At 68.4% G+C, this 25,653-nt stretch carries 27 protein-coding genes and 1 tRNA gene; 6 read left to right on the forward strand and 22 right to left on the reverse strand.

The window, feature by feature from the left end:
- Positions 1 to 105: 105 nt before the first annotated feature.
- The 4 genes from rlmH to ACWPN7_RS21025 all read right to left on the reverse strand — a co-directional run bounded on the left by rlmH (position 106) and on the right by ACWPN7_RS21025 (position 3,058).
- Positions 106 to 564 carry a 23S rRNA (pseudouridine(1915)-N(3))-methyltransferase RlmH gene (gene rlmH / locus ACWPN7_RS21010; RefSeq protein WP_014239449.1) on the reverse strand — a complete coding sequence of 153 codons (459 nt, stop codon included), beginning with the start codon at positions 562 to 564 and terminating at the stop codon, positions 106 to 108.
- A 41-nt stretch (positions 565 to 605) separates the two neighbouring features.
- Positions 606 to 1,046: a ribosome silencing factor gene (gene rsfS / locus ACWPN7_RS21015; protein WP_014239450.1), complete on the reverse strand. Its 441-nt coding sequence runs from the start codon at positions 1,044 to 1,046 to the stop codon at positions 606 to 608.
- Positions 1,043 to 1,660 carry a nicotinate-nucleotide adenylyltransferase gene (locus tag ACWPN7_RS21020; RefSeq protein ID WP_038526258.1) on the reverse strand — a complete coding sequence of 206 codons (618 nt, stop codon included), beginning with the start codon at positions 1,658 to 1,660 and terminating at the stop codon, positions 1,043 to 1,045. Before ACWPN7_RS21020 ends, rsfS begins: the two co-directional genes overlap by 4 nt.
- 117 nt (positions 1,661 to 1,777) lie before the next feature.
- Positions 1,778 to 3,058, reverse strand: coding sequence for a glutamate-5-semialdehyde dehydrogenase (locus tag ACWPN7_RS21025; RefSeq protein WP_492273432.1), 1,281 nt, complete (start codon positions 3,056 to 3,058; stop codon positions 1,778 to 1,780).
- A gap of 195 nt (positions 3,059 to 3,253) precedes the next feature.
- Here ACWPN7_RS21025 and ACWPN7_RS21030 point away from each other — a divergent pair, with 195 nt between their 5' ends.
- The 3 genes from ACWPN7_RS21030 to ACWPN7_RS21040 all read left to right on the forward strand — a co-directional run bounded on the left by ACWPN7_RS21030 (position 3,254) and on the right by ACWPN7_RS21040 (position 6,520).
- Positions 3,254 to 4,120 carry a c-type cytochrome gene (locus ACWPN7_RS21030; protein WP_459195976.1) on the forward strand — a complete coding sequence of 289 codons (867 nt, stop codon included), beginning with the start codon at positions 3,254 to 3,256 and terminating at the stop codon, positions 4,118 to 4,120.
- Between the two features lie 108 nt (positions 4,121 to 4,228).
- Positions 4,229 to 4,972 (forward strand): sulfite exporter TauE/SafE family protein, encoded by a 744-nt coding sequence (locus ACWPN7_RS21035; protein ID WP_038526266.1) that lies wholly within the window; start codon positions 4,229 to 4,231, stop codon positions 4,970 to 4,972.
- Between the two features lie 168 nt (positions 4,973 to 5,140).
- Entirely contained in the window at positions 5,141 to 6,520 is a 1,380-nt protein-coding gene (locus tag ACWPN7_RS21040) for a lysozyme family protein (RefSeq protein ID WP_459195975.1), read from the forward strand.
- Between the two features lie 11 nt (positions 6,521 to 6,531).
- Here ACWPN7_RS21040 and ACWPN7_RS21045 read toward each other — a convergent pair whose 3' ends face one another.
- From ACWPN7_RS21045 to rplU, 7 genes are all read right to left on the reverse strand, one after another.
- Complete coding sequence (locus ACWPN7_RS21045; RefSeq protein ID WP_200776730.1) at positions 6,532 to 7,113, reverse strand: hypothetical protein; 582 nt, start codon at positions 7,111 to 7,113, stop codon at positions 6,532 to 6,534.
- Positions 7,092 to 7,661 carry a hypothetical protein gene (locus ACWPN7_RS21050; protein ID WP_200776729.1) on the reverse strand — a complete coding sequence of 190 codons (570 nt, stop codon included), beginning with the start codon at positions 7,659 to 7,661 and terminating at the stop codon, positions 7,092 to 7,094. Before ACWPN7_RS21050 ends, ACWPN7_RS21045 begins: the two co-directional genes overlap by 22 nt.
- A 51-nt stretch (positions 7,662 to 7,712) precedes the next feature.
- Positions 7,713 to 8,396, reverse strand: a complete 684-nt coding sequence (locus ACWPN7_RS21055; protein ID WP_200776728.1) for an HAD family hydrolase — start codon at positions 8,394 to 8,396, stop codon at positions 7,713 to 7,715.
- Complete coding sequence (gene proB, locus ACWPN7_RS21060) at positions 8,393 to 9,601, reverse strand: glutamate 5-kinase (RefSeq protein WP_456521655.1); 1,209 nt, start codon at positions 9,599 to 9,601, stop codon at positions 8,393 to 8,395. The genes ACWPN7_RS21055 and proB overlap by 4 nt, the downstream gene beginning before the upstream one ends.
- Positions 9,534 to 10,760: a GTPase ObgE gene (gene obgE / locus ACWPN7_RS21065; RefSeq protein WP_200475953.1), complete on the reverse strand. Its 1,227-nt coding sequence runs from the start codon at positions 10,758 to 10,760 to the stop codon at positions 9,534 to 9,536. The genes proB and obgE overlap by 68 nt, the downstream gene beginning before the upstream one ends.
- 147 nt (positions 10,761 to 10,907) lie before the next feature.
- Entirely contained in the window at positions 10,908 to 11,186 is a 279-nt protein-coding gene (rpmA, locus tag ACWPN7_RS21070; protein WP_014239458.1) for a 50S ribosomal protein L27, read from the reverse strand.
- A 33-nt stretch (positions 11,187 to 11,219) separates the two neighbouring features.
- Positions 11,220 to 11,537 carry a 50S ribosomal protein L21 gene (rplU, locus tag ACWPN7_RS21075; RefSeq protein ID WP_014239459.1) on the reverse strand — a complete coding sequence of 106 codons (318 nt, stop codon included), beginning with the start codon at positions 11,535 to 11,537 and terminating at the stop codon, positions 11,220 to 11,222.
- Between the two features lie 209 nt (positions 11,538 to 11,746).
- On the opposite strand from rplU, the gene ACWPN7_RS21080 reads away from it, so the two are divergent.
- Positions 11,747 to 11,836: transfer RNA gene (locus ACWPN7_RS21080), tRNA-Ser, on the forward strand.
- 79 nt (positions 11,837 to 11,915) lie between these two features.
- On the opposite strand, the gene ACWPN7_RS21085 is transcribed toward ACWPN7_RS21080, so the two are convergent.
- The 6 genes from ACWPN7_RS21085 to ACWPN7_RS21110 form a co-directional block, all read right to left on the reverse strand.
- Positions 11,916 to 12,758 carry an alpha/beta hydrolase gene (locus tag ACWPN7_RS21085; RefSeq protein WP_492273433.1) on the reverse strand — a complete coding sequence of 281 codons (843 nt, stop codon included), beginning with the start codon at positions 12,756 to 12,758 and terminating at the stop codon, positions 11,916 to 11,918.
- A complete protein-coding gene (locus ACWPN7_RS21090) occupies positions 12,748 to 13,449 on the reverse strand; it encodes an ABC transporter ATP-binding protein (protein ID WP_459195973.1) in 702 nt (233 codons plus the stop codon). Before ACWPN7_RS21090 ends, ACWPN7_RS21085 begins: the two co-directional genes overlap by 11 nt.
- The gene (locus tag ACWPN7_RS21095; protein WP_459195972.1) at positions 13,449 to 14,207 is read right to left on the reverse strand and encodes an ABC transporter ATP-binding protein; all 759 of its coding nucleotides are present in this window, start codon (positions 14,205 to 14,207) and stop codon (positions 13,449 to 13,451) included. The genes ACWPN7_RS21090 and ACWPN7_RS21095 overlap by 1 nt, the downstream gene beginning before the upstream one ends.
- Positions 14,204 to 15,223 (reverse strand): branched-chain amino acid ABC transporter permease, encoded by a 1,020-nt coding sequence (locus ACWPN7_RS21100; protein WP_014239463.1) that lies wholly within the window; start codon positions 15,221 to 15,223, stop codon positions 14,204 to 14,206. Before ACWPN7_RS21100 ends, ACWPN7_RS21095 begins: the two co-directional genes overlap by 4 nt.
- 133 nt (positions 15,224 to 15,356) lie before the next feature.
- On the reverse strand, positions 15,357 to 16,682 hold the full coding sequence (locus ACWPN7_RS21105) for a nucleotidyl cyclase domain-containing protein (RefSeq protein WP_459195971.1): 1,326 nt from the start codon (positions 16,680 to 16,682) through the stop codon (positions 15,357 to 15,359).
- 258 nt (positions 16,683 to 16,940) lie between these two features.
- Positions 16,941 to 18,338 carry a hypothetical protein gene (locus ACWPN7_RS21110; RefSeq protein ID WP_051657754.1) on the reverse strand — a complete coding sequence of 466 codons (1,398 nt, stop codon included), beginning with the start codon at positions 18,336 to 18,338 and terminating at the stop codon, positions 16,941 to 16,943.
- A 227-nt stretch (positions 18,339 to 18,565) separates the two neighbouring features.
- On the opposite strand from ACWPN7_RS21110, the gene queC reads away from it, so the two are divergent.
- Positions 18,566 to 19,264: a 7-cyano-7-deazaguanine synthase QueC gene (gene queC, locus ACWPN7_RS21115; protein WP_149648365.1), complete on the forward strand. Its 699-nt coding sequence runs from the start codon at positions 18,566 to 18,568 to the stop codon at positions 19,262 to 19,264.
- The gene (locus tag ACWPN7_RS21120; protein WP_103039249.1) at positions 19,264 to 19,959 is read left to right on the forward strand and encodes a 7-carboxy-7-deazaguanine synthase QueE; all 696 of its coding nucleotides are present in this window, start codon (positions 19,264 to 19,266) and stop codon (positions 19,957 to 19,959) included. The genes queC and ACWPN7_RS21120 overlap by 1 nt, the downstream gene beginning before the upstream one ends.
- A 26-nt stretch (positions 19,960 to 19,985) precedes the next feature.
- Here ACWPN7_RS21120 and ACWPN7_RS21125 read toward each other — a convergent pair whose 3' ends face one another.
- The 5 genes from ACWPN7_RS21125 to ACWPN7_RS21145 form a co-directional block, all read right to left on the reverse strand.
- Complete coding sequence (locus ACWPN7_RS21125; RefSeq protein ID WP_038526290.1) at positions 19,986 to 20,531, reverse strand: 6-pyruvoyl trahydropterin synthase family protein; 546 nt, start codon at positions 20,529 to 20,531, stop codon at positions 19,986 to 19,988.
- Positions 20,532 to 20,551: 20 nt separating this feature from the next.
- The gene (locus ACWPN7_RS21130; protein ID WP_038526293.1) at positions 20,552 to 21,466 is read right to left on the reverse strand and encodes a branched-chain amino acid ABC transporter permease; all 915 of its coding nucleotides are present in this window, start codon (positions 21,464 to 21,466) and stop codon (positions 20,552 to 20,554) included.
- Between the two features lie 22 nt (positions 21,467 to 21,488).
- Entirely contained in the window at positions 21,489 to 22,655 is a 1,167-nt protein-coding gene (locus ACWPN7_RS21135; protein WP_492273434.1) for an ABC transporter substrate-binding protein, read from the reverse strand.
- 51 nt (positions 22,656 to 22,706) lie between these two features.
- Positions 22,707 to 23,357, reverse strand: coding sequence for an elongation factor P hydroxylase (locus ACWPN7_RS21140; protein ID WP_038526299.1), 651 nt, complete (start codon positions 23,355 to 23,357; stop codon positions 22,707 to 22,709).
- Between the two features lie 118 nt (positions 23,358 to 23,475).
- Complete coding sequence (locus ACWPN7_RS21145) at positions 23,476 to 25,485, reverse strand: methyl-accepting chemotaxis protein (protein ID WP_103039246.1); 2,010 nt, start codon at positions 25,483 to 25,485, stop codon at positions 23,476 to 23,478.
- Between the last annotated feature and the right edge of the window lie 168 nt (positions 25,486 to 25,653).

Consider the following 25,653-nt stretch of genomic DNA (forward strand, 5'->3'; position numbering starts at 1 on the left):
GCGGGTCTCGGTCGAACGGTCTGATGCCAGTCTTCTTATGGCCGGATTCTTATTGCCTTGGGCCGGATCAGAAAATGGCATGCCTGCGCACGCGCACAATGGGAGTCATGCACGGTGATAGGGGTGTCCGGCCAGAATTTGCTGGGCACGGTAGATTTGCTCCGCCAACATGCCTCGCACCAGCATATGCGGCCATGTCATTGCGCCCAAGGCCAAAAGAAAATCGGCGCGCGCCCGTACGGCGTCGCCGTGCCCGTCCGCCCCGCCGATGAGAAAGGCGATGTCGCCCGCCCCCTGGTCCCGCCAGCCGCCGATCTTGGCGGCGAAGGCTTCGCTGGTGATGGTCTTGCCGCGCTCGTCCAGGGCAACGACGATGGCCCCGGCGGGGATGGCGGCCAAAAGCAGCTCCGCCTCCTGCCGCTTCAACTCGTCGGAGGCGAGGCGTTTCTTCACCTCGACCTCGCGCAGAGTCAGCGGCCAGGACAGGCGCCCGGCGTACTCGTCATACAGGTCGCGCGCCGGACCGGTTCGTGACCGCCCAACCGCGGCAAGCCACAGACGCATCGGTCCGACTCCCGTCCCTCACCCGTCCCGAATGGTGTCCGTCAGGCGCTCATGCGCTCGGCGGAGGGCCGCGGCGTCTCCAGACCCCACATCTTCTCGATGTTGTAGAAGGTCCGGACTTCCGGGCGGAACAGGTGGATGATGACGTCCCCGGCGTCGACCAGAACCCAGTCGCACTGGTTCAGGCCCTCGACCTCGACGCCGCGCAGGCCGGCCTGCTTCATGCGGTCGGCCAGCTTCATGGCCATGGCGGCGATGTGCCGGGTGTTGCGGCCCGACGCCACGATCATGTAGTCGGCGATGCTGGTCTTGCCGGCAAGGTCGATGACGACGACGTCTTCGGCCTGATCGTCGTCCAGGGACTTCTCGACGAGCGCCTTCAGTTCGTCCGGCTGGGGAACGGGAACGGGCGCGGGCCGCACAACGGGCGCGGCCGGTTCGATGAACGTGTTGATGGTACCTACCTCGCGATACAGGGTCACGACCCGCTGGCACGTGCCCGGCGGATCGCCGTCGCCGAAGCCGGATGCAGCGGGTTGCGGAGGAAAATCCAGGCCGGTGTCTTCGAACCGGCCAACCCCTTGGCCTTGTGCATGCTCACCCGGCGACGGGCATAGCGCTGAGCGGCTATGCCACCAAGCGCCCCCATAGAATAAGTTGGACGGGCGAGAACTGCAACCGGCACCAGCCGGAAGATTCGCGTCCACTGCCGCCAGCGGGGGATTTGCCGAAGATTGTCCGCCCCCATCAGCCAGACGAAGCGCGTTTTGGGGAAGCGGAGCGTCAGCTTGGCCAGCGTGTCGGCGGTGTAGCGGGTGCCAAGCTCTTGCTCGATGGCGGTGACCCGGATGGCCGGATGGCGGGCGGTGCGCCGGGCCTCCTCCAGCCGTTCGGCGAGCGGCGCCATGCCCCGGACGGGCTTGAGCGGGTTCTGCGGGCTGACCAGCCACCACACCTGATCGAGCCCCAGCGCCTTCAGCGCGTACAGGCTGATGTGCCGGTGCCCGGCGTGGGCCGGGTTGAAGGAGCCGCCGAGCAGCCCGACGCGCAGGCCGGCGTGGAGCGGGCCGCCGTAGCGGTGGGGGGGTGTCGCCATGCTTGCCCCCTCCCTAACCCTCCCCCGCTTCGCAGGGGAGGGGATCAATCCCCCTCCCTCGCCGAAGGCGGGGGAGGGTCGGGGAGGGGGCAGACGTAAGCTCCAGGGCCGTAAACCTCACGGCCGCGTCTGGCCATCGCCGCGCACGACATACTTGTAGCTGGTCAGCTGTTCCGCACCGACCGGGCCGCGGGCGTGGAACTTGTCGGTGGAGATGCCGATCTCGGCACCCATGCCGAACTCGCCGCCGTCGGCGAACTGGGTGCTGGCGTTCCACAGCACGATGCCGCTGTCGATGCGCTGCAGGAAACGCTCCGCCGCCGCCGGGTCCTCGGTCACGATGGCGTCGGTGTGGTGGGAGCCGTGGCGGTTGATGTGGTCGATCGCCCCGTCCACACCATCCACCACGCCGCAGGCGATGATGGCGTCGAGATACTCGGTGTCCCAATCCTCCGCCATCACCGCCGTCACGCGCGGATCGACCGCCTGGGCGGCGTCGTCGCCACGGACGGCGCAGCCGGCGTCGAGCAGGTCCTTCACCAGCACCGGCAGCATGGCGTCGGCGATCCTGCGGTCGACCAGCAGCGTCTCGGCGGCGCCGCAGATCGAGGTGCGGCGCATCTTGGCGTTCATCACCACCTTGCGCGCCTTCTCCGGGTCGGCCCCGGCGTCGACGTAGACGGTGTTGTTGCCGTCCAGATGCTTGATGACCGGGATGCGGCTCTCCTCGGCGATGCGCTGGATCAGCGACTTGCCGCCGCGCGGGACGATCACGTCGATGTAGTCGCGCATGGTCAGCATGTGGCCGACCGCCGCCCGGTCCGTGGTCGGGACGAGCTGGATCGCCGCCTCCGGCAGTCCGGCGGCGCGCAAGCCGTCGGCCAGACAGGCGGCGATGGCACGGGACGAGCGGATGCTCTCCGACCCGCCGCGCAGGATCGCCGCGTTGCCCGACTTCAGGCAGAGGCCGCCGGCGTCGGCGGTGACGTTGGGGCGGCTCTCGTAGATGATGCCGATCACCCCCAGCGGCACGCGCACACGCTGGATGGCCAGCCCGTTGGGACGGGTCCATTCGGCGATGACGCCGCCGATGGGATCGGGGAAGTCGGCGATGTCCTCCAGCCCCTTGGCCATCGCCTCGATGCGGGCGTCGTTGAGGGCAAGACGCTCGATCATGGGACCGGCGAGGCCGCGCTCCCGGGCGGCGGCGACGTCCGCGTCGTTGGCCGCCTGGATCTCCGCCTTGCGGGCGCGGATCGCGGCGGCCGCGGCCCGCAATGCCTGATCCTTCGACGGGCTTGGCACGGTCGCCAGCTCCGCCGCGGCGGCGCGGGCGGCGCGGCCGAGGGCGAGCATCTGATCGTGCAAGGCGTCGGTGGTCTCAAGCAGGGCGGACATCGGTCTCACTCCAGTGGCGTTCGCCAAGCGGCATCGGCCGGTTGAAAAGGGCGGAAACCATAGCCCATCCCGCGCCGCCGCGAAAGCCATGGCGGCTAAGCCGAATTGCTGATCGGTCTACTCAACAATCCGCCTGGGCCGCGGTTGATTGCGGGCGTAGCGTGGCCCTCTGCGTCATCGGTGAGGGAGAACTCCATGGTCCGGCTTGTCCGCCGCGGCAGCGTCGCCGCGTGCCTGATGCTGTCCGGCATGATCGCGACCGCCGGGGCCGAAACGCCGCCGCAATCGCCGGTGGAGCGGGGGCGCGCCCTGGTCAACGGCATCGTCGCCTGCGGCAACTGCCACACGCCGCAGGGGCCGAACGGGCCGGTCGCGGGACGGGAGCTGGCCGGCGGGACGCCTTTCGTCGAGGAGCCCTTCACCGCCTATGCCTCCAACATCACACCGGACCCGGAGACGGGGATCGGGCGCTGGACCGACGAGCAGCTGATCGCCGCCATCCGCGAAGGCAGGCGTCCCGACGGCAGCCTGATCGGGCCGCCGATGCCCTTCGGCTTCTACCGCGGCCTGTCGGACGGCGACCTGCGCGCCATCGTCGCCTATCTCCGCAGCGTGCCGCCGGTGCGGCATTCCGTCCCGAAGTCCGAGTACCGCATGGCGTTGCCCGCCGCCTACGGACCGCCGGTCGGGTCGGTGGCGGAGGTGCCGCGTACGGACCCGGTGACGTACGGCGCGTACATGGCCGGCCCGCTCGGCCACTGCATGGAATGCCACACGCCGATGCTTCCGGACGGGCGGCTCGACATGACCCGCATGGGAGCCGGCGGGCGGAACTTCACCGGACCGTGGGGCAACGCCGTCTCCCGCAACATCACGCAGGACAAGGAGCACGGGCTGGGCGGCTGGACCGACGCGGAGATCCGCAAGGCGATCACCGAGGGTGTACGTCCCGACGGCCACCGGCTGAGCCCGCCCATGGGCTATCACTATTACAAGTCCATGAGTGACGGCGAGTTGGGGGCCCTGGTCGCCTACCTCCGTACGCTTCCTCCGACCCGCTAGACCCCACCGGCCGTGCGTGAAATACCGCACCGCCGAAAACGCAATACCGTAAGCGTCGCCGAGAGGGCATAGTCCGCGGGCTTTTTCCACCCGCCGGACCGTGGCCCCATGCTGACCCTGCTGCTGATCGTCTCCGCCTTCTTCGCGGGCGTGCTCAACGCCGTGGCCGGTGGCGGCAGCTTCCTGACCTTCCCGGCGCTGATCATGGCGGGCGTGCCGCCGCTGAACGCCAACGCGACCAGCACGGTGGCGGTGTCGCCGGGCGCGCTGGCCAGTGCTTACGGCTACCGGCGGGAACTGGGGCGGATCAAGGAGGTCAGCCTGCCGGCCTTCCTCGGCGTCAGCCTGATCGGCGGTCTGCTGGGCGCGCTCCTCCTGCTGTGGACGCCGCAGCGCGTGTTCGAGGAGATCATCCCCTGGCTGCTGCTGTTCGCGACGGTGCTGTTCGCCTTCGGCCCGAAGGTGTCGGCCTACATCCGCCGCAACTTCAAGGTCGGCCACAACACCGTGCTGATCGTGCAGTTCTTCATCGCCATCTACGGCGGCTATTTCGGCGGGGGGATCGGCATCCTGATCCTGGCGACGCTGGGCGTCTTCGGCCTGACCGACTTGCACGCGATGAACGGGCTGAAGGCGCTGGTCTCGGGCTGCCTGAACGCGGTCGCGGTGGTGGCCTTCGCCTTCGGCGGCGCGGTCTATTGGAACGAAGCGCTGATCATGATGGCGGCTGCCGTGGCCGGCGGCTATGCCGGGGCCGCGGTCGCCCGCCACATCCCGCCGCCGATCCTGCGCAAGTTCGTGATCGTCGTGGGCGTGGCGATGACGGTCTATTTCTTCGTCACGAAGGGGTGAGGCGCCTTTCATCGCGCGGTTGATTGGGGAATAAATTCCTTGCATGCTCGGTGACGGACAGGGAACACGTGCGACCGAATGGGGCTGGCCAGCGGGCCGGCCCTTTTTCTTTGGCAGATCGCACCGTCCCGCTTGCATGGCATTCGACAAGGATGGAGGGCTTTGGCAATGGGCGCGATCAACCCGATGAAGATTGAGGAAATGATCGGACTTGGCGATGAGGCCGATTTCCCGCCGCGGGATGCCGGAGCCGACGGGGGTGGTGATGCCGGCGGCGGTGATCCGCCAAAGGCGGCGGCGCCTCCTGCGGACGACCGCGGGCCGGTTTCGCAGCCGACCGGCAGCCCGGAGTCGGAGGGTCCGTCTCCGAAGTCCAGCGAGGACCCGTCCGACGATGCCGGGCCTTCCACCGACACGAAGAATGCTGCGAACGACGAAGAGTTCGACGCGGCGTCGATGCCGGCCACCGAGTCCGTTTCCGTTGACAAGGCCGACGGACTGCCAAATCCCGCGGACGCCTTGAATCACCTGATCGAGGACCCACGCTATCGGTCGGACCAGGAGTATGCCGATTACGTCACGCGCCAGTTCGAGCGGGTCTATGGGACCGACGGGGAAACCGACGCAACCGGACGTCTGATCGTCGATGGCGATTTCTCACGGTTCGAGCCGTTTGCGGACCGGTCCTCGGTTACGGATGACGACGCCGATGGAGTGGGCGCTGCATCCGGTTCCTCGGTGAGGGACACGGTGGAGCGGTCCGGTGCGCCGTCACGGGTCGAGTATGCCGACGAGATCGAGAACTGGCTGCGCGACCGCAGGATCGATGTGGCGGAGAATTCCAAGCCGAAGACGGCAACAGATGTCGTGACTGTGAATGAAAGCAAGAATCCGGACATTCCAGACTTGCCCTATTTCAAAGTCGAATATTTCAAGAAGCAGCCCGGAGCGTGGAGGAATTTCAACGAGGCCATCGCGCGGGAGCCGAACCTGTCGCCGAACCAACGGCTGATCTACGCGGAAATCTTCGCCATGGAAGGCGGAATGACGACGCATCCGGGGTCGGGAGCGGCAAGCGGGATCACGCAGGATATTCTGGATCGGGCGAAGGAGGATCTGCCGGGTCTCGAAAAGGTCCGGAAACCCGATCAACTGACGGTGGGGCAGCGCGCGGCGATTTACCCTTACTATTTCGACGATGTGCTGCGGACCGTCGGTGGCCGGAAAGCGCTGGACGAGATCGGAAACGACGAAGCGGCGGCGGCCTTCGCCGACACCCTGTTCCGGTTCGGCCGGAGCCGAGGAACGGAGATCATCCAGGATGCGATGAACCGGGTGTTTCGGGAGAATGGCTATCCTGAAATGCCGAAGGACGGGCAAATGGGGCCGGGGACCCTTGCCGCCTATTCTTACCTTGCAACGGATGAAAAATTGGCCGAGAGGCTTTCTTATTATCTCGCTAATAGAAGAATAGAGCAGCTCGGTAGCCAGAAAAACAAGGAAGAAGATAGATCAAACTATTTCTCTTTCAAGAAAAATCCGCATTGATGAGGTGCAGTTCAATAAGGCGGCGAATACCACTCGTAGACAATCCATCGGCCATCGCCGTCCTTCCGCAAGTTATAGGTCGTTCCCATCTTGATGGGGTCCTTGTAGGGTGGCGGGCAGCCGTAGCTCCAGCACGAGCGTTCGCTCAGGGTGATCTGAACATCGCCGGCCTTGCACGTCGCTTCCAGATCATCATTGAGGCAGCGTCGCGGGATGTCCCGTGGCGTGAGCCGGCGCACTGCGACCACCCGGTAGAGCGTGGTCCCTTTGAACCGCCCTTCCATGTGTATGAACCGCCGTTCTCTTCCAGTGGCAAGTGTGCAGAGGGCGTTGATGCCGTGGTCGAAGCACGCGAGCAGGGTTTCCAGCGTGCAGATGGGGCTGATCAACTGGCCGATGCAGCGGCTGCTCGACTCGGCGTCGGTGGGGCCCATCCGGTGCCAGCGGCTGGGCGGGTCCACAGGCGGCAGGTCCGGGTCCTTCCCCGCCGCCGGAAGCGCCCATAAGGCGATGAGGAGGGCGAGAAACGCGCTCGTCGCGGGGTGCGGCATGGCTTTGTGGCCTTCCGATTTCAATAAGGCGGCGAATACCACTCGTAGACAATCCATCGGCCATCGCCGTCCTTCCGCAAGTTATAGGTCGTTCCCATCTTGACGGGGTCCTTGTCGGGTGGTGGGCATCCGTAGCTCCAGCACGAGCGCTTGCTCAGGGTGATTTGGACATCGCCGGCCTTGCAGGTCGGTTCCAGATCGTCGTTGAGGCAGCGTCGTGGGATGTCTCGTGGCGTGAGCCGGCGCGCCGCGACCACCCGGTAGAGCGTGGTGCCTTTGCCTCGTCCGTCCATGTACTCCGCTCGTATTTTTCTTCCGGTCGCGAGCGTGCAGAGGGCATTGATGCCGTGGTCGAAGCACGCGAGCAGGGTTTCCAGCGTGCAGATGGGGCTGATCAACTGGCCGATGCAGCGGCTGCTCGACTCGGCGTCGGTGGGTCCCATCCGGTGCCAGCGGCTGGGCGGGTCCACAGGCGGCAGGTCCGGGTCCTTCCCCGTAGCCGGAAGCGCCCATAAAGCGATGAGGAGGACGAGAAACGCGCGCGTCGCGGGGTGCGGCATGGTTCGGCAATCGAATGCAAAGGTGTGCATCCGGATCATGTCATGCCGTGGTTGCGGCGTCGCGTGCCGACCGGCAGCGCGTCAATCCGCCGCCATGCGCTCCGCGAGGCCGCAGAGGCCGTCCCAGTCGAGCGCCGCCGGGTCCGCCACCACATGGTCGGCGGCGTCGAACAGCAGGTCGGCGTGCTGGGGCCAGGCGATGGTCAGCATGCCGGCGGCCTTGGCGGCGCGGGCGCCGGTCGGGCTGTCTTCGATCACCGCGCAGGCCGCGGGCGAGACGCCGAGGCGGGCGGCGGCGGTCAGGTAGGGCTCGGGGTCCGGCTTGCCCTTGCTCACGTCGTCGCGGCTGAGGCCGAACAGGAAATGCGGGCTGCCCATGTGGCGCAGGTTGGCCTCGACCACGCGGCGCCCGCTGTTCGACACGCAGGCCTGCAGCATCCCCCGCTCCGCGAAGGCGTCGACCAGCGCCAGGGCGCCGGCCCGCGCCTCGACCTCGGCGATGCGCTCCAGATAGAGGTCGGTGATGGCGTCCGCCCATTCCCGGAAGGTCAGGGCCATGGGACGGGCGGCGTGCAGCCGGGCGTACAGCTCGGGGAAGGCGACGCCCAGCGTGGCGGCGTAGTCCGTGTCGGACATAACATGGCCGTGCAGCCGGCAGACCGCGATGGTGGCGCGCTGGTGCCAGGGCTCGCTGTCGAGCAGCGTGCCGTCGATGTCCCACAGGATGGCCTGGAGGGGCGGGCGGGCCAGTATCGAACCGCTCACCGCACCACCAGATCGTCGCGGTGGATCATCTCGTCGCGGCCCCGGTAGCCGAGGATCGCCTCGATCTCGTGGCTCTTGCGGCCGGCGATGCGGCGGGCGTCCTCGGCGGCGTAGGCGGTCAGGCCGCGCGCCACCTCGCGCCCGTCCGGCGCCTTGACCACCACCACGTCGCCGCGCTCGAAGTCGCCCTCGACGGCGCGCACCCCGGCGGGCAGCAGGCTGGCCCCCCGGGCGAGCGCCGACAGCGCGCCGGCGTCCACGGTCAGCGCGCCGTGGGCGTTCAGGTTGCCGCCGATCCACGCCTTGCGGGCGGAGGAGGGGGAGGCGGCGGGCAGGAACCACGTGCAGAGTGCGCCGCCCTGCTCGGGCCGCTGTTCCAGCGCGGCCAGCGGGTTCATGCGCTTGCCCTTGGCGATGACCATGCGGCAGCCGGCGGCCAGCGCGACGCGCGCCGCGACGATCTTGGTCACCATGCCGCCGGAGCTGTAGCCGGGCGGCGGCTCGCCCGCCATGTTCTCGATGTCGGAGGTCAGTTCCTGGACGACCGGGATGTGCCGGGCCTCGGGGTCCTTGCGCGGGTCGGCGGTGTAGAGGCCGTCGATGTCCGACAGCAGGACCAGCGTGTCGGCGCTGATCATCTGGGCGACGCGGGCGGCCAGACGGTCGTTGTCGCCGAAGCGGATCTCCGCGGTGGCGACCGTGTCGTTCTCGTTGATGACCGGGACGGCGCCCAGCTTCAGCAGCGTGTCGATGGTGGCGCGGCCGTTGAGGTGGCGGCGGCGCTCCTCGGTATCCTCCAGCGTCACCAGCACCTGGGCGACGGTCAGCCCGTGGCGGGCCAGCGTCTCCTGATAGGCGGCTGCGAGCCGGATCTGGCCGGTGGCGGCGGCGGCCTGCTTCTCCTCCAGCCGCAGGGCGCGCCCGACGAGGCCGAGATGCTCGCGCCCGCAGGCGACGGCGCCGGAGGTGACGATCACCACCTCCTGCCCGCGTTTGCGGCAGGCGGCCACGTCGTCGGCCAGCGCGTCCAGCCACTCGCGGCGCATCCGGCCGGTGGCGCTGTCGACGAGCAGGGCGGAGCCGATCTTGACGACCAGCCGCCGCGCGTCGAGCAGGGTGGGAAGCAGGGAGAGGGTCTCAGCCTTTGGCGTTGTCGTCGCCGTTGCCGCTGTGCTCGGTGTCGTCACCGTCATCGTCGCCTTCATCGTCCCAGTCATCCCCGTCCGAGTCGGAGTCGTCCGCCTCTTCGGGGAGATCGTCGTACTCGCCCGTCTCCTCGTTCCAGCCCGCATATTCGTCGTCCATCTTCCGGCCGACCGGGGCCCGGGGGATGGAGCGCGTGACCGGAGCCTGGATGACGTCGGGCTCCTCTTCCTTGGACTGTTTGATGAGCGTGAGCAAGCGGTAAAGCACCGCCTGGACGCCCTGGCCGGTGGCGCCGGACAGAACCATCACCTCGGCACCCGACGCCGCCTCAAGCGCGGCCTTCTTCTCCGCGACTTCCTCGTCGAGCAGGGCGTCGGCCTTGTTCAGGCCGATGATCTCCAGCTTGTCGGCGAGGTTGCCGCCATAGGCGACCAGCTCGTTGCGGATGGTGGTGTAAGACTGGACCACGTCCTCCGCCGTGCCGTCGATCAGGTGGAGCAGCACGCGGGTGCGCTCCACATGGCCGAGGAAGCGGTCGCCCAGCCCGTGCCCCTCGTGCGCGCCTTCGATCAGGCCGGGGATGTCGGCGATGACGAACTCCTCGTCACCCGCGCGGACGACGCCCAGGTTGGGGGCCAGCGTGGTGAAGGGGTAGTCGGCGATCTTCGGGCGCGCCGCGGTGGTCGCGGCCAGGAAGGTGGACTTGCCGGCGTTGGGCAGGCCGAGCAGGCCGGTGTCGGCGATCAGCTTCAGCCGCAGCCAGACCCAGCGCTCCTCGCCCGGCCAGCCGGGGTGCGACTTGCGCGGGGCGCGGTTGGTCGGGGTCTTGTAATGGGCGTTGCCGAAGCCGCCGTCGCCGCCCTTCAGGATGACGACGCGCTGGCCGGGCTCCGTCAGGTCGAGCAGCACGGTCTCCTGATCCTCGTCGAGGATCTGGGTGCCGACCGGCACGCGCAGGACCACGTCCTCGCCCCTGGCGCCGTTGCGGTTGGCGCCCATGCCGTGGTTGCCGCGCTGCGCCTTGAAATGCTGCTTGTAGCGGTAGTCGATCAGCGTGTTGAGGCCGTTCACGACCTCGATCACGACGTCGCCGCCGCGGCCGCCGTTGCCGCCGTCCGGTCCGCCATATTCGATGAACTTCTCGCGGCGGAAGGCGATGGCGCCAGGGCCGCCGTCGCCGCTTTTCAGATACACCTTGGCTTGATCGAGGAACTTCATCGGGGACCGTGCCGGCCAATCTACCGTTTGCGCACCGTCCTCCAACCGTGGGAAGGGGGCGGTGACCACACCATCAAAAAAAAGAAAATCGGGGGCCGGTTGCCCGAACCCCCGATCATCCCAACACACCGTACGGGCCGGACGAGATTACTCGGCCGCGACCGCCTGGACCTCGACCGCCTCGATGGCGACGTAGGTGCGCCCCTGGGCGCTGTGCTTGAAGGCCACCACGCCGTCCGCCTTGGCGAACAGGGTGTGGTCCTTGCCGATGCCGACGTTCTCACCGGGGTGGAACTTCGTGCCGCGCTGGCGGACGATGATGTTGCCGGCGACGACGTTCTCGCCACCGAAACGCTTCACGCCGAGGCGGCGGCCGGCGGAATCGCGGCCGTTGCGCGAAGAGCCGCCTGCTTTTTTATGGGCCATGGGGAGTTACTCCTGTGACTGGTCGGCGGCCGTTCAGGCGGCGCCGTTGATCCCGGTGATGCGCAGGACGGTCAGGTCCTGGCGGTGGCCGTTCTTACGGCGGTAGTTCTGGCGGCGCTTCTTCTTGAAGACGATGATCTTCGGACCGCGATCCTGGGCGACGATCTCGGCGGTCACAGCAGCGCCGGCAACCGTCGGGGTGCCAAGGGTGGTGCTGCCGCCGTCGCTGACCATCAGCACGTCGTTGAGCGTGATGGAAGCGCCGGCCTCGGCCTCGAGCTTCTCAACGCGGATCACGTCGCCATTGGCGACCTTGTACTGCTTGCCGCCGGTGCGGATCACTGCAAACATCGTCGTCACTGCCTATCTCAAAACAAACGGAAGGGCCGCTCGCCCACCGTTTGAGGTGCAAGCCCGTTCGTGAGAGCGGGGATTTAACCGATGGGCCACCGGGAGTCAACAGGCATGGTGGCATTTTCCCGTTCATTTTCCTGCAAACAAGGGCTTGCATCCCCCCAGGCTTTTGGGTAGGTTCCGCGCCACCCCGGAAACGGGGCAGCGGATGGGTGGCAGAGCGGTTGAATGCACCGCACTCGAAATGCGGCATACCCGCAAGGGTATCGGGAGTTCGAATCTCCCCCCATCCGCCACTCTCATTCGAGCGAACGCTCAAACGAAGAAGCCTTCCCGACCGGGAAGGCTTTTTTCGTTTCCGGCCTCGTGTGTTTCTCAGGCGTCCTTGAGCATCGCCAGCGCCGCCTCGAACAGCAGGCTGCCCGGTTCGGCGAAGCGGTCGACCACGCTGAAATGGTCGGCGCCCGGCTCCACGATCTCCCGCACCGCGTTGCCTTGCGCGGCCCAAGCCAGGGCGTAGTCGGCCTGCTGGCGGTGCATCGCGTCGGTCTCAAGGCCACCCAGCGCCGGCATCAGCAGCGGGGCCGGGGCGGGAACGGCGTGGATCGGGCTCAGCCGCCGCGCCGAGTTGGGATCGAGCCGAAGCTGCTCGTTCACCTCGAAGCCGAGCATCGGCTCCAGGTCGTAGAGGCCGCTGATCGGGATGCCGCCGGCCACGCGGTCGCAATTCTCCGAGACCAGTTTGGCCGTCAGATGGCCGCCCGCCGAATGGCCGGACACCACCACCCGACGCGGATCGCCGCCGAAGCTGGCCGCGTTGGCGAACACCCAGTCCAGCCCGGCCTCGGCGTGGCCGCACAGCTCGTCCATCGTCACGTCCGGGCACAGGCCGTAGCCGAGCAGGACGACCGCCACCCTGCGCTCCACATAGGGTGCTGCGATGAAGGAGTGCAGGTCCTTCGACAGGGCGCGCCAGTAGCCGCCGTGGATGAAGACCAGCACCGGTGTGCCCTCTCCGGCGGGGAAGACGTCGGCGCGCTGGCGGGGGTGCGGGCCGGTGGGAATGTCATAGCGCCCGCCGAGCCGGGCGCGCACCGCTTCGCTCTCCGCCTGCCAGCGGGCGAAATAGGCCGGGTGCTCCGGCACCAGCTTGCGGAAATTGTACTGGCGGTCGATCTCGGCGGCGGTCATGCCACCAAACAGGGCTTCAGACGCCAAGATAGCGCTCCTTCAGGGTGGGATCGGCGAGCAGGGCGGCGGAACTGCCCGACCACACCAGCCGCCCCTTCTCGATGACGTGATGGCGGTCGGCCAGGGCGGCGAGGGCGTGGACGTTCTTGTCCACCACCAGGATCGCCTGCCCCTCGTCCTTCAGGCGGGCGAGGCAGTCCCAGATCTCCTGGCGGACCAGCGGGGCCAGCCCCTCCGTCGCCTCGTCGAGGATCAGCAGCTTGGGGTTGGTCATCAGGGCGCGCCCGACGGCGAGCATCTGCTGCTCCCCGCCCGACAGGTTGCGGGCGAGGTTGCCGGCGCGCTCGGCCAGCCGGGGGAACAGGGCGTGGACCCGCTCCACCGTCCAGGGATCGCGCCGCGCGAAGCGGTTGGCGGCGGTGGCGATCAGGTTCTCGCGCACGGTCAGGGTGGGGAAGACCTGCCGCCCCTCCGGCACCAGGGCGATGCCGGCCCGCGCGATGCGGTGCGGCGGGCGCCCGGCAATCTCCGTGCCCTCGAAGACGATAGAGCCACCGGTCGGCGCCACGAGGCCCATGATGGCCTTGATGGTTGTGGTCTTGCCCATGCCGTTGCGGCCCATCAGGGTCACCGCCTCTCCGGCGTCGACGGACAGCTCCATGCCGAACAGCGCTTGGCTGGAGCCGTAGGCGGCGGTCAGGTTGGCGACGCGCAGCATCAGACGACCTCCAGTTCGTCGCCGAGATAGGCCTCGCGCACCGCCGGGTCGTTGCGGATCTGCTCCGGGGTGCCGCTGGCGAGGTCCTTGCCGCGCACGAGAACGGTGATGCGGTCGGCCAGCGCGAAGACGGCGTCCATGTCGTGCTCCACCAGCAGGATCGTCACGCCGCCCTTCAGCTCTTGCAGCAGTTCGACCATGCGGGCGGAGTCCTCCGGTCCCATGCCGGCCATCGGCTCGTCGAGCAGCAGCAGCCGCGGCCCGGTTGCCAGGGCCATCGCCAGTTCGAGCTGCCGCTTCTCGCCATGGGCCAGCGCGTCGGCGCGGGTATTGGCCCGCGCGCCCAGGCCGACCCGCTCCAGCACGATGCGGGCGGGGTCGGCCAGCCGGCGGTCGCGCCCGGCGTCGCGCCAGAAGCGGAAGCTGTGCCCGGCGTGGGCCTGCACCGCCAGCGTCACGTTGTCGAGCGCCGTGAAGCTGGGGAAGATCGAGGTGATCTGGAAGCTGCGGGCCAGCCCGCGCTGTGCCCGCTTGTGCACGGGCAGGCGGGTCACGTCGCGCCCATCGAACAGGATGGTCCCGGAATCGGGGGTCAACTCCCCCGACAGCTGGCCGATCAGGGTGGTCTTGCCGGCCCCGTTCGGGCCGATCAGAGCGTGCAGTTCCCCCTCCGCGACGGACAGCGAGAGGCCGTCGGTGGCGGCCAGACCGCCGAAGCGCTTGACCAGCGAGTCGGTGCTCAGCAGAGGGGTGCTCACGGGCGCCTCCCGGCGACAACGCCCCACAATCCTTTGCGGGCGTACAGCACCAGAAGGATCAGCACCGGCCCCAGCACGATCTTCCAATGCTCGCCCAGCCCGGCGTGGGCGAGGTCCATCAGCTCCGGCACGAACTCCTCCAGCAGCAGCAGCGCGGCGGCGCCCAGCACCGGGCCGATCAGCGTGCCGATGCCGCCCAGCACGACCATCACGATCAGGTCGCCGGACCGGCTCCAATGCAGATATTGCGGCCCGACGAACATGGTGGCGTTGGCGAGCAGCGCCCCGGCCAGCCCGGCCAGCGCCCCGGCGATGACGAAGGCGACCAGCTTGTAGCGGGTGACCGGGTAGCCGAGCGCGGCCATCCGCCGCTCGTTGTCCTTGGCGCCGCGGATCACCCGCCCGAAGCGGGAGTTGACCAGCCGCCAGCCCAGCGCCAGCGCCGCGACCAGAAGCCCGAGCACCACATAATAGAAGGTGGTGTGGTCGGCGATGTTCAGCGGGCCGGGCAGGGTGGAGCGGCTCCACAGCGCGATGCCGTCGTCCCCGCCATAGGCCTTCAGCCCGGTCATCAGGTAGAAGAGCATCTGGGCGAAGGCCAGCGTGATCATGATGAAGGGCACGCCGGTGGTGCGCAGCGAGATCGCCCCCACCGGCAGCGCCGCCAGCGCCCCGGCCAGCATGGCCAGAGGCCAGACGATCAGCCCGTTCACCGTGCCGGGAAAGCCGAACAGCGTCGATCCGTCCGACTGGTGGGCGAACAGGATGCCGACGGCGTAGCCGCCGATCCCGACGAAGGCGGCGTGGCCGAAGCTGACCATCCCGCCGAAGCCCAGGATCAGGTCCAGGCTGACCGCCGCCAGGGCGAAGACCAGGATGCGCGTCGCCAGCCGCACGTAGAAGGGTTCCCCCATCCAGTCGGCGACGGTGGGCAGGGCCAGCGCGACGGCCAGCAGGATCAGCAGGGCGATGCGGGGGCGGGTGAGCAGGGCGGTTCGGGGCGCGGTCGGGGGCATGGAGGGCCGGAAAAGAGGGGCGGTCAACCAATTAGCAGGCCAATCGGTAGCCCCGTCTTTTCGCACAGATGGGCGGGCTTGAACACAAAAGGTCGCGCCGACAGCGGGTGCCCGCCCGCTTGGCCCCGCCCGCTTAGCCCCAGGGCGTGTCGTGGTGGCGACGGCGCCGCGACCGCTGGAGGAGCTGGCGTTCGGTGCAGCGCTTCATGTGCTCCGGCACCTCCGAATCCTCACCGATGATGGGACCGCTCAGATAGGCGGCGCCCGCGGCTTCCGCCGCTTCCAGCTCCACCGGGGTGCGCACGCCGTCCACGTAGGCGAACATGCCGAACTTGCGCGGTCCGGGGCAGAAGGTCTGGACCCGCTCCAGGATGTGCGGCTCGTCCTCCCGCCCGTCCAGCCGCAGACCGACCCCCTTGACGCCGGCGGTGGCGTAGACCGACAGGTCGCCCGCGTCGTCGTGCAGGATGACCATGGCGGCGCGGGCAAAGGGGCGCAGCATCGCCACGATCTCCGCCAGCCGCCCATAGGGAACGCCGGCCGGCAGCCCGTCCAGCTCGAAGGCCAGGAAGGGCATCAGCACGCGCGGGATCATCCGGCAGGCCTGGATGTATTCCCGCCGCCGCCGGCTGGAAGCGAGCGTGCCGAAATGGACGGGGATGGTCTGGGCGTAGCGGAATTTGTTGGCGTACAGCTCGTTGTAGGTGCTGACCGCGAGGCTCAGCGTCTCCATGTCGAGGTCGAAGACGGCCTCCTCGCGCTCCGGGTCGAAGGTGTCCATCAGGTTCAGATAGCGGGCGGTGTCGGCGTCGGTGCGGCAGCAGTAGGTCGACACCACCTTGTGCTTCACGTCGAAGACCGGGCGGAACAGCACCTTGGGCCGGCTCTGCGGCGTGATGGTGTCCGCCGGCATCTCGGGCCGGTGCGGGCGCCGTGCCTCCGCCGCCGGAATGGCCGGCGGAATCGCGCCGTCCGCCGGCGGAGGGGAGGCCGCCGCGGTGCCCTCCGGCTTGTGAACGGCGTCCTTGAGCAGGTCGGCCAGCCGCGCGGTGTCCAGGGCGACCCCGCCGCCGACATCGACCACCGCGGTCTTGACGGTGATGCGCCGCGTGTCGGCGTGGCCCAGCAGCGCTTGGTGCAGGCTTTCCATCACCTTGCTGCAGGTCAGCTGCGCCGCTTTCCGGTCGGCCTGGGCGAAGACGATGATGTAGTGGTTCTCGCCATAGCGGAACCAGACGTCGCGCGGCGACAGAACCTTCTTGAGCATGCGCTCGGTGTAGACGTGCACCCGCTCGTTCACGCTTCCCCAGCGGTCGCCCAGCTCATTCCGGATCTCGTCGAGACCGATCAGGTGGACCGACCCCGCGGTAACCGTCTGGTTGTGCGTCAGGATCTGTCGGGCGCGCTCCTTGAAGGACTCGTCGATCGATTGTCCGGGGGTGGGGGGCGAGGACGACATGGCACCGTCATCCTGTTGCGGGATGGTGCCGTCCGGACCGGAGGGGTGATGCATGACCATGGCCGAGCGTCCCTTTCCGGTTGTGGGGGAGCGCGAGCCCAACGGCAGGGCCGCCGTCTGGACCGGGTACGGGCATCAATGGAATGACCGTATGAATAGGATGGTCCTTTCGCACTTGCTAATGCGTTAACGAAGCCGTCCAGGCGGCGCCTCCTGACGTCCTATGCGGAAAGGGACGTGCCTTGGCCGGACCTCTGTCTATGCGGATTCGCGCCGTGCCTTGACCCTGGCTCGCATGAGCATCTGCCGCTCGGTGCAGCGCCGCATGTGTTCGGGAACGTCGGAATCCTTGCCGACCACGGCCCCGCCGACATAGGCCGCTCCGGCCTCGATCGCGGCCTGGAACTGCTCGACGTTCCGGATGCCGTCCAGGTAGGCGAACAGGCCATGCTTGCGCGGGATGGGGCAGAAGGCGTTGATCTTGTCGATGCAGCGCTGATCGCCGTCCCGGAAATCCATAGCCAGTCCCACGCCCTTGACGCCGGCGTTGGCGTAGGTCGCGATGTCGGAGTTCTCCTCCCGCAGGATGACGATGGCGGCGCGGCCGAAGGGACGCAGCATGGTGACCATCTCGGCCAGCCGGCCGTTGGGAATGCCCTGCGGCAATCCTTCCAGCTCGAAGGCCAGGAAGGGGATCAGGCAATTGGGGATCATCCGGCAGGACTGGAGATATTCCCGCCGCCGCCGCACCGAGGCGAGGGTCTCGAAATGGACGGGGATGGTCTGGGCGTAACGGAATTTGTTCTGGTACAGCTCGTTGTAGGTGCGGACGGCATGGCACAGGGTTTCCATGTCGTAATCGAAGATGGCCTCCTCCTGCATGACATCGTCCGCGGTGATCTGGTTGATGTGCCGGCAGGTGTGGAGATCCGGCCGGCAGGTGTAGGTGGAGATCACCTTGTTGCGCACGTCGTAGACGGGGCGGAAGAGCACCTTGGGCCGCGGCGGCGGCTCGCCGTTGCCGAGCGCGAAATCCGTCAGCGATGGCCGCTGCCGCTCTTCGGACCGTTCTTCGGGGCGCCCCGCGCGCTGTGGCTTGGCGGATGGTCGCTCCGAAGGGCTGGCCGCGTGGAGCAGCAGGTCGTCCAGCCGTGCGCTGCCGACCGCGACACTGCCGTCGATTTCCACCAGCGCGGTCTTGACGATGATCTGGCTGGTGTCGCTGTGCCCCAGCAAGGACTGATGAAGGTCTTCGACGATCTTCCCGCAGATCAGCTGGGCCGCCTGGATGTCCGCGTGGGCGAACACGATGATGAATTGGGCCTCGCCGTGCCGGAACCACACGTCGTGAGGGGAAAGCATCTTTTCGAGCAGGCGGGTGGTGTAGATGTGGACCCGCTCCTTCACCCGTTCCCAGCGGTTGCCGAGCTGGTTCCGGATGTCCTCCAGACCGATCAGATGCACCGCCCCGGCGGTGATGAGCCGTCCGCTGAACAGGATTTCCTTGGCGCGATCCCGGAAAGCCGCGTCGTTCAGATGGCAGGAGGATTGGCAATCCGCCGCCTTGGCGGCGCCGTCGCAGTGACAAGGAGGGTCGATGCCGGTCCGGTCCGCGTGGTCGTCCTGGGCGCTGGGCGGCGGTTGGACTGCGTTCACGGCAATGTCTCCCTCGCAACCGGCGGAGGCCGCAGTGCCGGTTCTATGCCTGCTTTCTGGATGTTCGTTTTGCTAACAAGGGTGTTGCAAGGGGAATTTCCGAAGCGTTAACAGCCTGACGTTTTTCCGCCCGGCTGGAGATCGCCGCCGGTTGGCCGCCGCCGTTGACCAATGGCGAGGAGGGGATTATGCCGGGGCGGCCGGTGAGCATGGGAAAGGGCAGGGACATGACGGCAAGGAACGCGGTGGTGCTGGTCAGCGGTGGGCTGGACTCCACGACGGTGCTGGCGATCGCCCGGGAGCAGGGCTACCGGCTGAACGCGCTCAGCTTTCGCTACGGGCAACGCCATGCGGTGGAGCTGGAAGCGGCCAAGCGGGTCGCCGCGGCCATGGCGGTGGACCGCCACGTCATCGCCGACATCGATCTGCGGGCCTTCGGCGGCTCCGCCCTGACCGACGCCATCGACGTGCCCAAGCACGCCAGCGCGGCGGACCTGGGGACGGGCATCCCGGTGACCTACGTCCCGGCGCGCAACACGGTGTTCCTGTCCTTCGCGCTGGCCTGGGCGGAAACGCTGGAGGCATCGGACATCTTCATCGGCGTGAACGCGCTGGACTATTCCGGCTATCCGGACTGCCGGCCCGAATACATCGCCGCCTTTGAGACCATGGCGAACCTCGCCACCAAGGCGGGGGTGGAGGGCGCCAGCCGGTTCAAGATCCACGCCCCGCTGATGACGCTCGACAAGGCGGGCATCATCCGCCGCGGGCTGGAACTCGGGGTGGATTACGGCCTGACCCACTCCTGCTACGACCCGGCGCCGGACGGCGCGGCCTGCGGGTCCTGCGACAGCTGCCTGCTGCGGCTGAAGGGCTTTGCCGAGGCCGGGCTGGCCGATCCGGTGGCCTACGGGGGCGGGTCCTGATGCGCGGCGCCAACCCGGTCCGCCCGCAGGAGGGGGGCGACGGCCAAAGCCTGTGGATACAGGAGGTCTTCTACACCCTTCAGGGCGAAGGCCCCTTCGTCGGGGAGCCCAGCGTCTTCGTGCGGACCGGCGGCTGCAACCTGCGCTGCCACTGGTGCGACACCGACTTCGAAAGCTCGCCCTGGCGCCCGTCCCTGGGCGAGCTGCTGGCCCGCATCGGGGAACTGCGCCCCGCGGTCTGCGACCTGATCGTGCTGACCGGCGGGGAGCCGCTGCGCCAGAATGTCGTCCCGCTGATCCGCGCCCTGCTGGAGCGGGGCCTGCGCGTGCAGATCGAGACGAACGGCACGCTGTGGCTGGACGGCATGCCGGACGACCCGCGGCTGACCATCGTGTGCAGCCCGAAGACGCCCGGCCTGCACCCGGACCTCGTGCCGCGGGTGTCGGTCTACAAATACGTGCTGGCGGCGGGGGAGAGCGATCCCGGCGACGGGCTGCCCACCCTGTCCACCCAGTTGCCGGGGCAGGGCGCCCGGCTGTTCCGCCCGCCGCCCGGCGCCGCCGTCACGGTGATGCCGCGCGACGATGGCGATGCGGAGCGGAACCTCGCCAACCGGCAGGCCTGCACCGCCGTGGCGCTGGCCCACGGCTACCGGATGAGCGTCCAGCTTCACAAGCTGCTGGGGATTGCCTGAAGCCTGAAGCCTGAAGACGGTGCCCGTTACAGGTCGTTGATGCTCATGTCCCCGCGCAGCCACCAGGGCGCGCCCGGCAGGCCGAGGTAGCCGGCGTCCAGGTGATGCTCCGGCACGCCGCGGAAGATCACCGTGTTGGTCGGCGTCTCCTCAATCTCCACCTCGACGCAGCGCAAGGGCGAGGTCTCCGTGGCGAACAGCGCGTTGGCCTTGGCCATCATGCAGGCGGCCAGCGCCTCCGTCGTCGGGTCGCCGGGGGTGATCAGCAGCATGGGCAGCTTTTCCGGCTCGTGCTCCCGGAAATAGCCGATCAGCGGGTCGCGGTGGGACAGCTGGAGCGCATGGTCGACATGCCCGTCGATCCAGCGGTGCCAGGTCGCCTTGGCCCGCGCGAAGGACTCCACCATGTTCGCCGCCCCGTCGAGCGGTGCGGGGTCCACGGCCTCCAGCTTCACCGAAACGGTCTCGTTGTGGCCGTGCGGCACGGCGCATTTGACGGAATCGCCGGCGATCAGGCGATGGGCCATGCTGAAGCGCCGCCGGAACAGCAGCGTGAACTCGTTCGTGGTCATAAACTGAACCTAGCCGTTCCTCAATGCGCTGGGAACAGGCCCTTGGGCCTGATCGCCAGAACCACCGCCATCAGCACGTAGATCGCCATGGAGGCGAGCGCGGCCCCGGCGGCGCTGGCGTTGGCGGCGTCCATCACCAGACGGAAGGCGGCGGGCAGCAGGGCGCGGCCCAGCGTGTCCACCATGCCGACCAGCAGGGCGCCGGCCAGCGCCCCGCGGATCGAGCCGATGCCGCCGATGACGATGACCACGAAGGTCAGGATGAGGATCTGCTCGCCCATGCCGACCTGAACGGCCAGCACCGGCCCGGCCATGGCGCCGGCCAGCCCGGCCAGCCCGCAGCCCAGCGCGAAGACCAGCCCGAACAGCAGCCGGACGTCCACTCCCAGCGCCATCACCATCTCGCGGTTGGTGGCGCCGGCACGGATCAGCATGCCGACCCGCGTGCGGGCGATCAGCAGCCACAGGAACACCGCCACGGCGATGCCCACGGCGAGAATCGCCAGCCGGAAGGCCGGGTATTTCAGCCCGAACAGGTCCACCGTCCCGGCCAGCGCCGCCGGCGGGTTCAGGAAGATGGGGACCGGGCCGAAGACGATCTTCACCAGCTCGTTGAAGAACAGGATCAGCCCGAAGGTCGCCAGCACCTGGTCCAGGTGGTCGCGGCGGTAGAGCGTGCGCAGCGCCACCGCCTCCACCACCAGCCCGAGCAGCGCCGTCAGCAGAACCGCCGCCGCCAGCGCCAGCGGGAAGCTGTCCAGCACCGGCACCAGCGCCGCCGTCAGGTAGGCGCCGACCATGTAGAAGGTGCCGTGGGCGAGGTTGATGAGGTCCATGATGCCGAAGACGAGCGTCAGCCCGGCGGCCATCAGGAACAGCATCACGCCGAGCTGAAGCCCGTTCAGACCCTGTTCGACGAGGAGGAGCGCGTCCATTCTCCGGCGTCCTGGCTGCGCCTCACTTCATCGGGCAGTCTTTGACGTAGGCGTCGGCGTGGTTGGTGAAGACCGTGGCGACGGTCTTGTTGGTCACCGCACCGTCAGCCCCCTTCACGACCTCGCGCAGGTAGATGTTGTGGATCGGGTAGTGGTTGGTGTTGAAGGCCACCTCGCCGCGCAGGCTCTGCAGCTTGGCCGACGCCAGCGCGGCGCGCAGCTTGTCCTTGTCCTTCAGGTTGCCGCCGACCGCCTTCACCGCGCTGTCGATCAGCAGCGCCGTGTCGTAGCCCTGGGCGGCGTACATGGACGGGATGCGCCCGTACTTGGCCTTGAAGTCGGCGACGAACGTCTTGTTGGCGGCGTTGTCGAGGTCCGGGCTCCACTGCGCCGAGTTCTTGACGCCAAGCGCGAACTCGCCGACCGCCGCCAGGATGTCCTGGTCGAAGGAGAAGCCGGGGCCGAACAGCGGGACGGCGCCCTTCAGCCCGGCCTGCTCGTACTGCTTGATGAAGTTGATGCCCATGCCGCCGGGGTAGAAGACGTAGACGGCGTCCGGCGCCGCGGCCTTGAGCTGCGCCAGCTCCGCCGCGTAGTCGAGCTGCCCGACCTGGGTGTAGACCTCGCCCGCGACCGCGCCCTTGTAGTAGCGCTTGAAGCCGGCCAGACCGTCCTTGCCCGCCGGGTAGTTGGGGGCCATCAGATAGACCTTCTTGAAGCCCTCGTCCTGGACATGCTTGCCGACGGCCTCGTGGATCTGGTCGTTCTGGTAGGCGGCGTTGAAGAAGTACGGGTTGCACTGCGCGCCCGCCAGCTGCGACGGGCCGGCGTTCGGGCTGATGAAGAAGGTCTGCCCGCCGGCCAGCGTCGGCAGCATCGCCAGCGCGAGGTTCGACCAGACCACGCCGGTCACCACCTGCACGCGGTCGCGCTCGACCATACGGTTGGCGAGGCCGACGGCGACGTCGGGCTTCTGCTGGTCGTCCGCCTCGATGACCTGGGTGTCCTGCCCGCCCAGCTTGCCGCCCGCATGCTCGACCGCCAGCGCGAAGCCGTCGCGGATGTCGATGCCCAGCCCCGCGCCGGGGCCGGACAGGGTGGTGATCATGCCGATCTTCAGCGTGTCCGCCGCCGCCGGGGTGGCGAGCAGGGCCAGCGCGGAGGCCAGCGTAAGCAGGTTGCGGGTCATGACGGTCCAGCCTCCAGGGGTATTATGATTGATTTATGGGCAGCGCGAATGTCAGGCGGCCCGCATCCGTTCGTCCGCCCGCTTGTCCGCCCAGGCGCGCGCCGTGGACGGGCGGCCCTCGGCGTCGATCAGGCCGCGGGTGAAGAGTTCCTCGACGTGGCGGATGAAGAAGGCGGCGGTGCTCTCCCGCTCCCAGCGCTCCATCCAGTTCTGCTCCAGGAAGGCGAGGATCGCCGGCTGGCCCAGTTCGGCCTCCCACAGCACGCCGAGCAGGGAGGTCTGCTGCTCCTCGTGCATGCAGTCCTCGAAGGTCAGCTTCTGCTGGCTGCGCGCCTCCTTGCGCAGCGTCGTCTCCGGCCCCGGCCCCAGGCCGAAGTCGTAGAGCGGACGGCGCTCGGGCGCGGCGACCAGCCAGTGGGCGACCTCATGAACGATGACCGTCGATTCCACATCGGTGCGGATCACCTCGCCGTCCCACATGAAGGAGGCGTTCGGCGGCTCGTCCAGCGTGCCGATGCCGTGGGCGTGGGCCAGCCGCACCGCTTCGGCGCGCTGCTCCGGCGTGTCGACGCCGCCGGGCACCGGCCATGTGGCGGCGATGCGCCGGAAGGCGGCGAGGGGCAGGGGCTTGCCGGCCAGCAGGCGCTCGAAGGTCGCCAGGGCCTCCGGCATCGTCTCGGCCGGGATCGGGGTCAGGATCATGATGGGAAAAGCAGTCCGGGGTGCGCAATGACCCCTATTTGCCCAACAGGGCCGGGGCGGCGCAAGAAAAACCCCTCCTCCATCGCCATCGGATGGAGGAGGGGTGAAGACGAAACCGTCAGGCGGCCCGCATGTCGGTCAGGAAGCGGGAGACGAAGCCGCGCAGCCCTTCCGCCTCGCCGCTCAGCCCGTCGGCGGCGTCGAGCACCTGACGGGAGGCGTCGCCGGTGGCTTCCGCCGCCTGGGTCACCCCGGCGATGTTGCCCGACACCTCCTGCGTGCCGCGGGCGGCCTGCTGGACGTTGCGGCTGATCTCCTGGGTGGCCGCACCCTGCTCCTCGACCGCGGCGGCGATGGTGGTGGAGATGTGGCTGATCTCGCCGATCACCCGGCCGATCTCGGCGATGGCCCCGGCGGCCTCGCGGCTGACCTGCTGGATGCCGGCGATCTGGCCGGAGATGTCCTCGGTCGCCTTGGCGGTCTGGTTGGCGAGGCTCTTGACCTCCGACGCCACCACGGCGAAGCCCTTGCCGGCCTCTCCGGCACGGGCCGCCTCGATTGTGGCGTTGAGCGCCAGCAGGTTGGTCTGGCTGGCGATGTCGTTGATGAGCTGGACCACCTCGCCGATGCGCTGGGCGGCGTCGACCAGCCCGCGCACCGTGGCGTCGGTCCGCTCGGCGGTGCTGACCGCCTGCCCGGCGATGCTGTTGCTCTGGGCGACCTGCCGGCTGATCTCCTGGATCGAGCTGGTCAGCTCCTCCGCGGCGGCGGCGACGGTCTCCACGTTGGCGGTCGCCTGGGTGGAGGCGGCGGCGACGGCGCTGGCCTGCCGGGTGGTCTGCTCGGCGGTGGCCGACATGCCCTGGGCCGTGCTGTTGAGCTGGGTGGCGGCGGAGGAGACGCGGGACAGCACCTCCATCACCATGCGGTCGAACTCGCGGGTCAGGGAGTCGATGCGCTCCGACCGCTCGCGGCGGGTCGCATGCTCGGCGGCCTGCTCGGCGGCCATGCGGTCGGCCTCGATCAGGCTGTGCTTGAAGACTTCGACGGCCTTGGCCATGCCGCCGATCTCGTCGCCGCGGTCGAGGCCGGGCACGTCCACCCGGCGGTCGCCGCCGGCCAGACGGGTCATGGTGTCGGTCATCGAGACGATGGGCCGCGACAGGCCGCGCCCGATCAGCAGGGCGGAGATCAGCCCGAGCAGCACGGCGACCACGGCGGCGGCGGTGGTCACGGTGCGGGCGCGGTCGATGTTCTCCGCCGCGGTGGTGCCGAGCGCCGCCTGCTGGCGGGCGCTGGCGTCGCGGAGCTGCTCGACCCGCGCGTTGACGGTCGGGCCGAGCGTCTCCAGCACCTGCGAGACCAGCTCGTCCCGCTTGGTGGTGGCGACGACCGCCTTCTCGAACTGGGTGGCGAAGACGCGCTGATAGGCCAGGAAGGACGAGGCGCCGCGGCGGCGCTCCAGCTCGGTCAGCTTGGCGAGCATCGCGTTGCCGCGCTCGCGGGCGTTCTGCAACTCCTTGCGGAAGATGTCGGCGCTCTCCGCCGAGCCGTCGGTTAGGAAGCGGTTGGCGGTGTTGCGGGCGGCCAGGAAGTGGCGCGCCGCCATGCCCGCCTGATAGGCGGCCTCGGTGTCGCCGTCGGCGTAGGCGCTGTCCATGACGCCGCTGAGCGCCTTCTCCATCTTGACTCCGAGATCGAGAAGCTCCGCCGACGCCTCGTTGCGGGTCGCCTGGAACTCCATGATGCGGGCGAAGGCCTCGCGGTATTGGCCCAACTCGTTGTCCATCTGGGTCACCGTGCGGTTCAGCGTCGGCTCGGTGAACAGGGTCTTGGCCTCGTCGATCCGCCCGTCCAGGTCGGCGGCCAGCGAGTCCACCGCGTGGGCGGCCTCTTCGCTGCCGGTCAGCAGGAAGGTCTTGGCCTGAAGCTGGACCTCCAGCATCGTCGCCTGGATGCGGCCGACCTCGGTGGTCTGGCGCGCCAGGGTCTGGTAGGTCGCGAAGCCGTGCTTGGCGTCCATCAGGGCATAGACCCCGATGCCGCCGATGGCGACCAGGAAAAGGAGAACCCCGGCGTTCGCCGCCGTGATCTTGGTGCCGACCCGAAGATGGTTGAACAGGCTCATGGTCGGGAAAACTCCGGATGAGGCTGAATGGTTTAGATACAAAACATGGCAGTGTCCGCTTACCAATTCATTAAGTGTGCCAACTGCTTTCCGGCCCACGAAAACGGGCATGGGGGTCCTTCGCGCACGCTTGGGGATGCCCTTATCCTTCCGGGTTCTGGCGGTTTC

It is taken from the genome of Azospirillum sp. UENF 312511 (genome assembly GCF_058780635.1).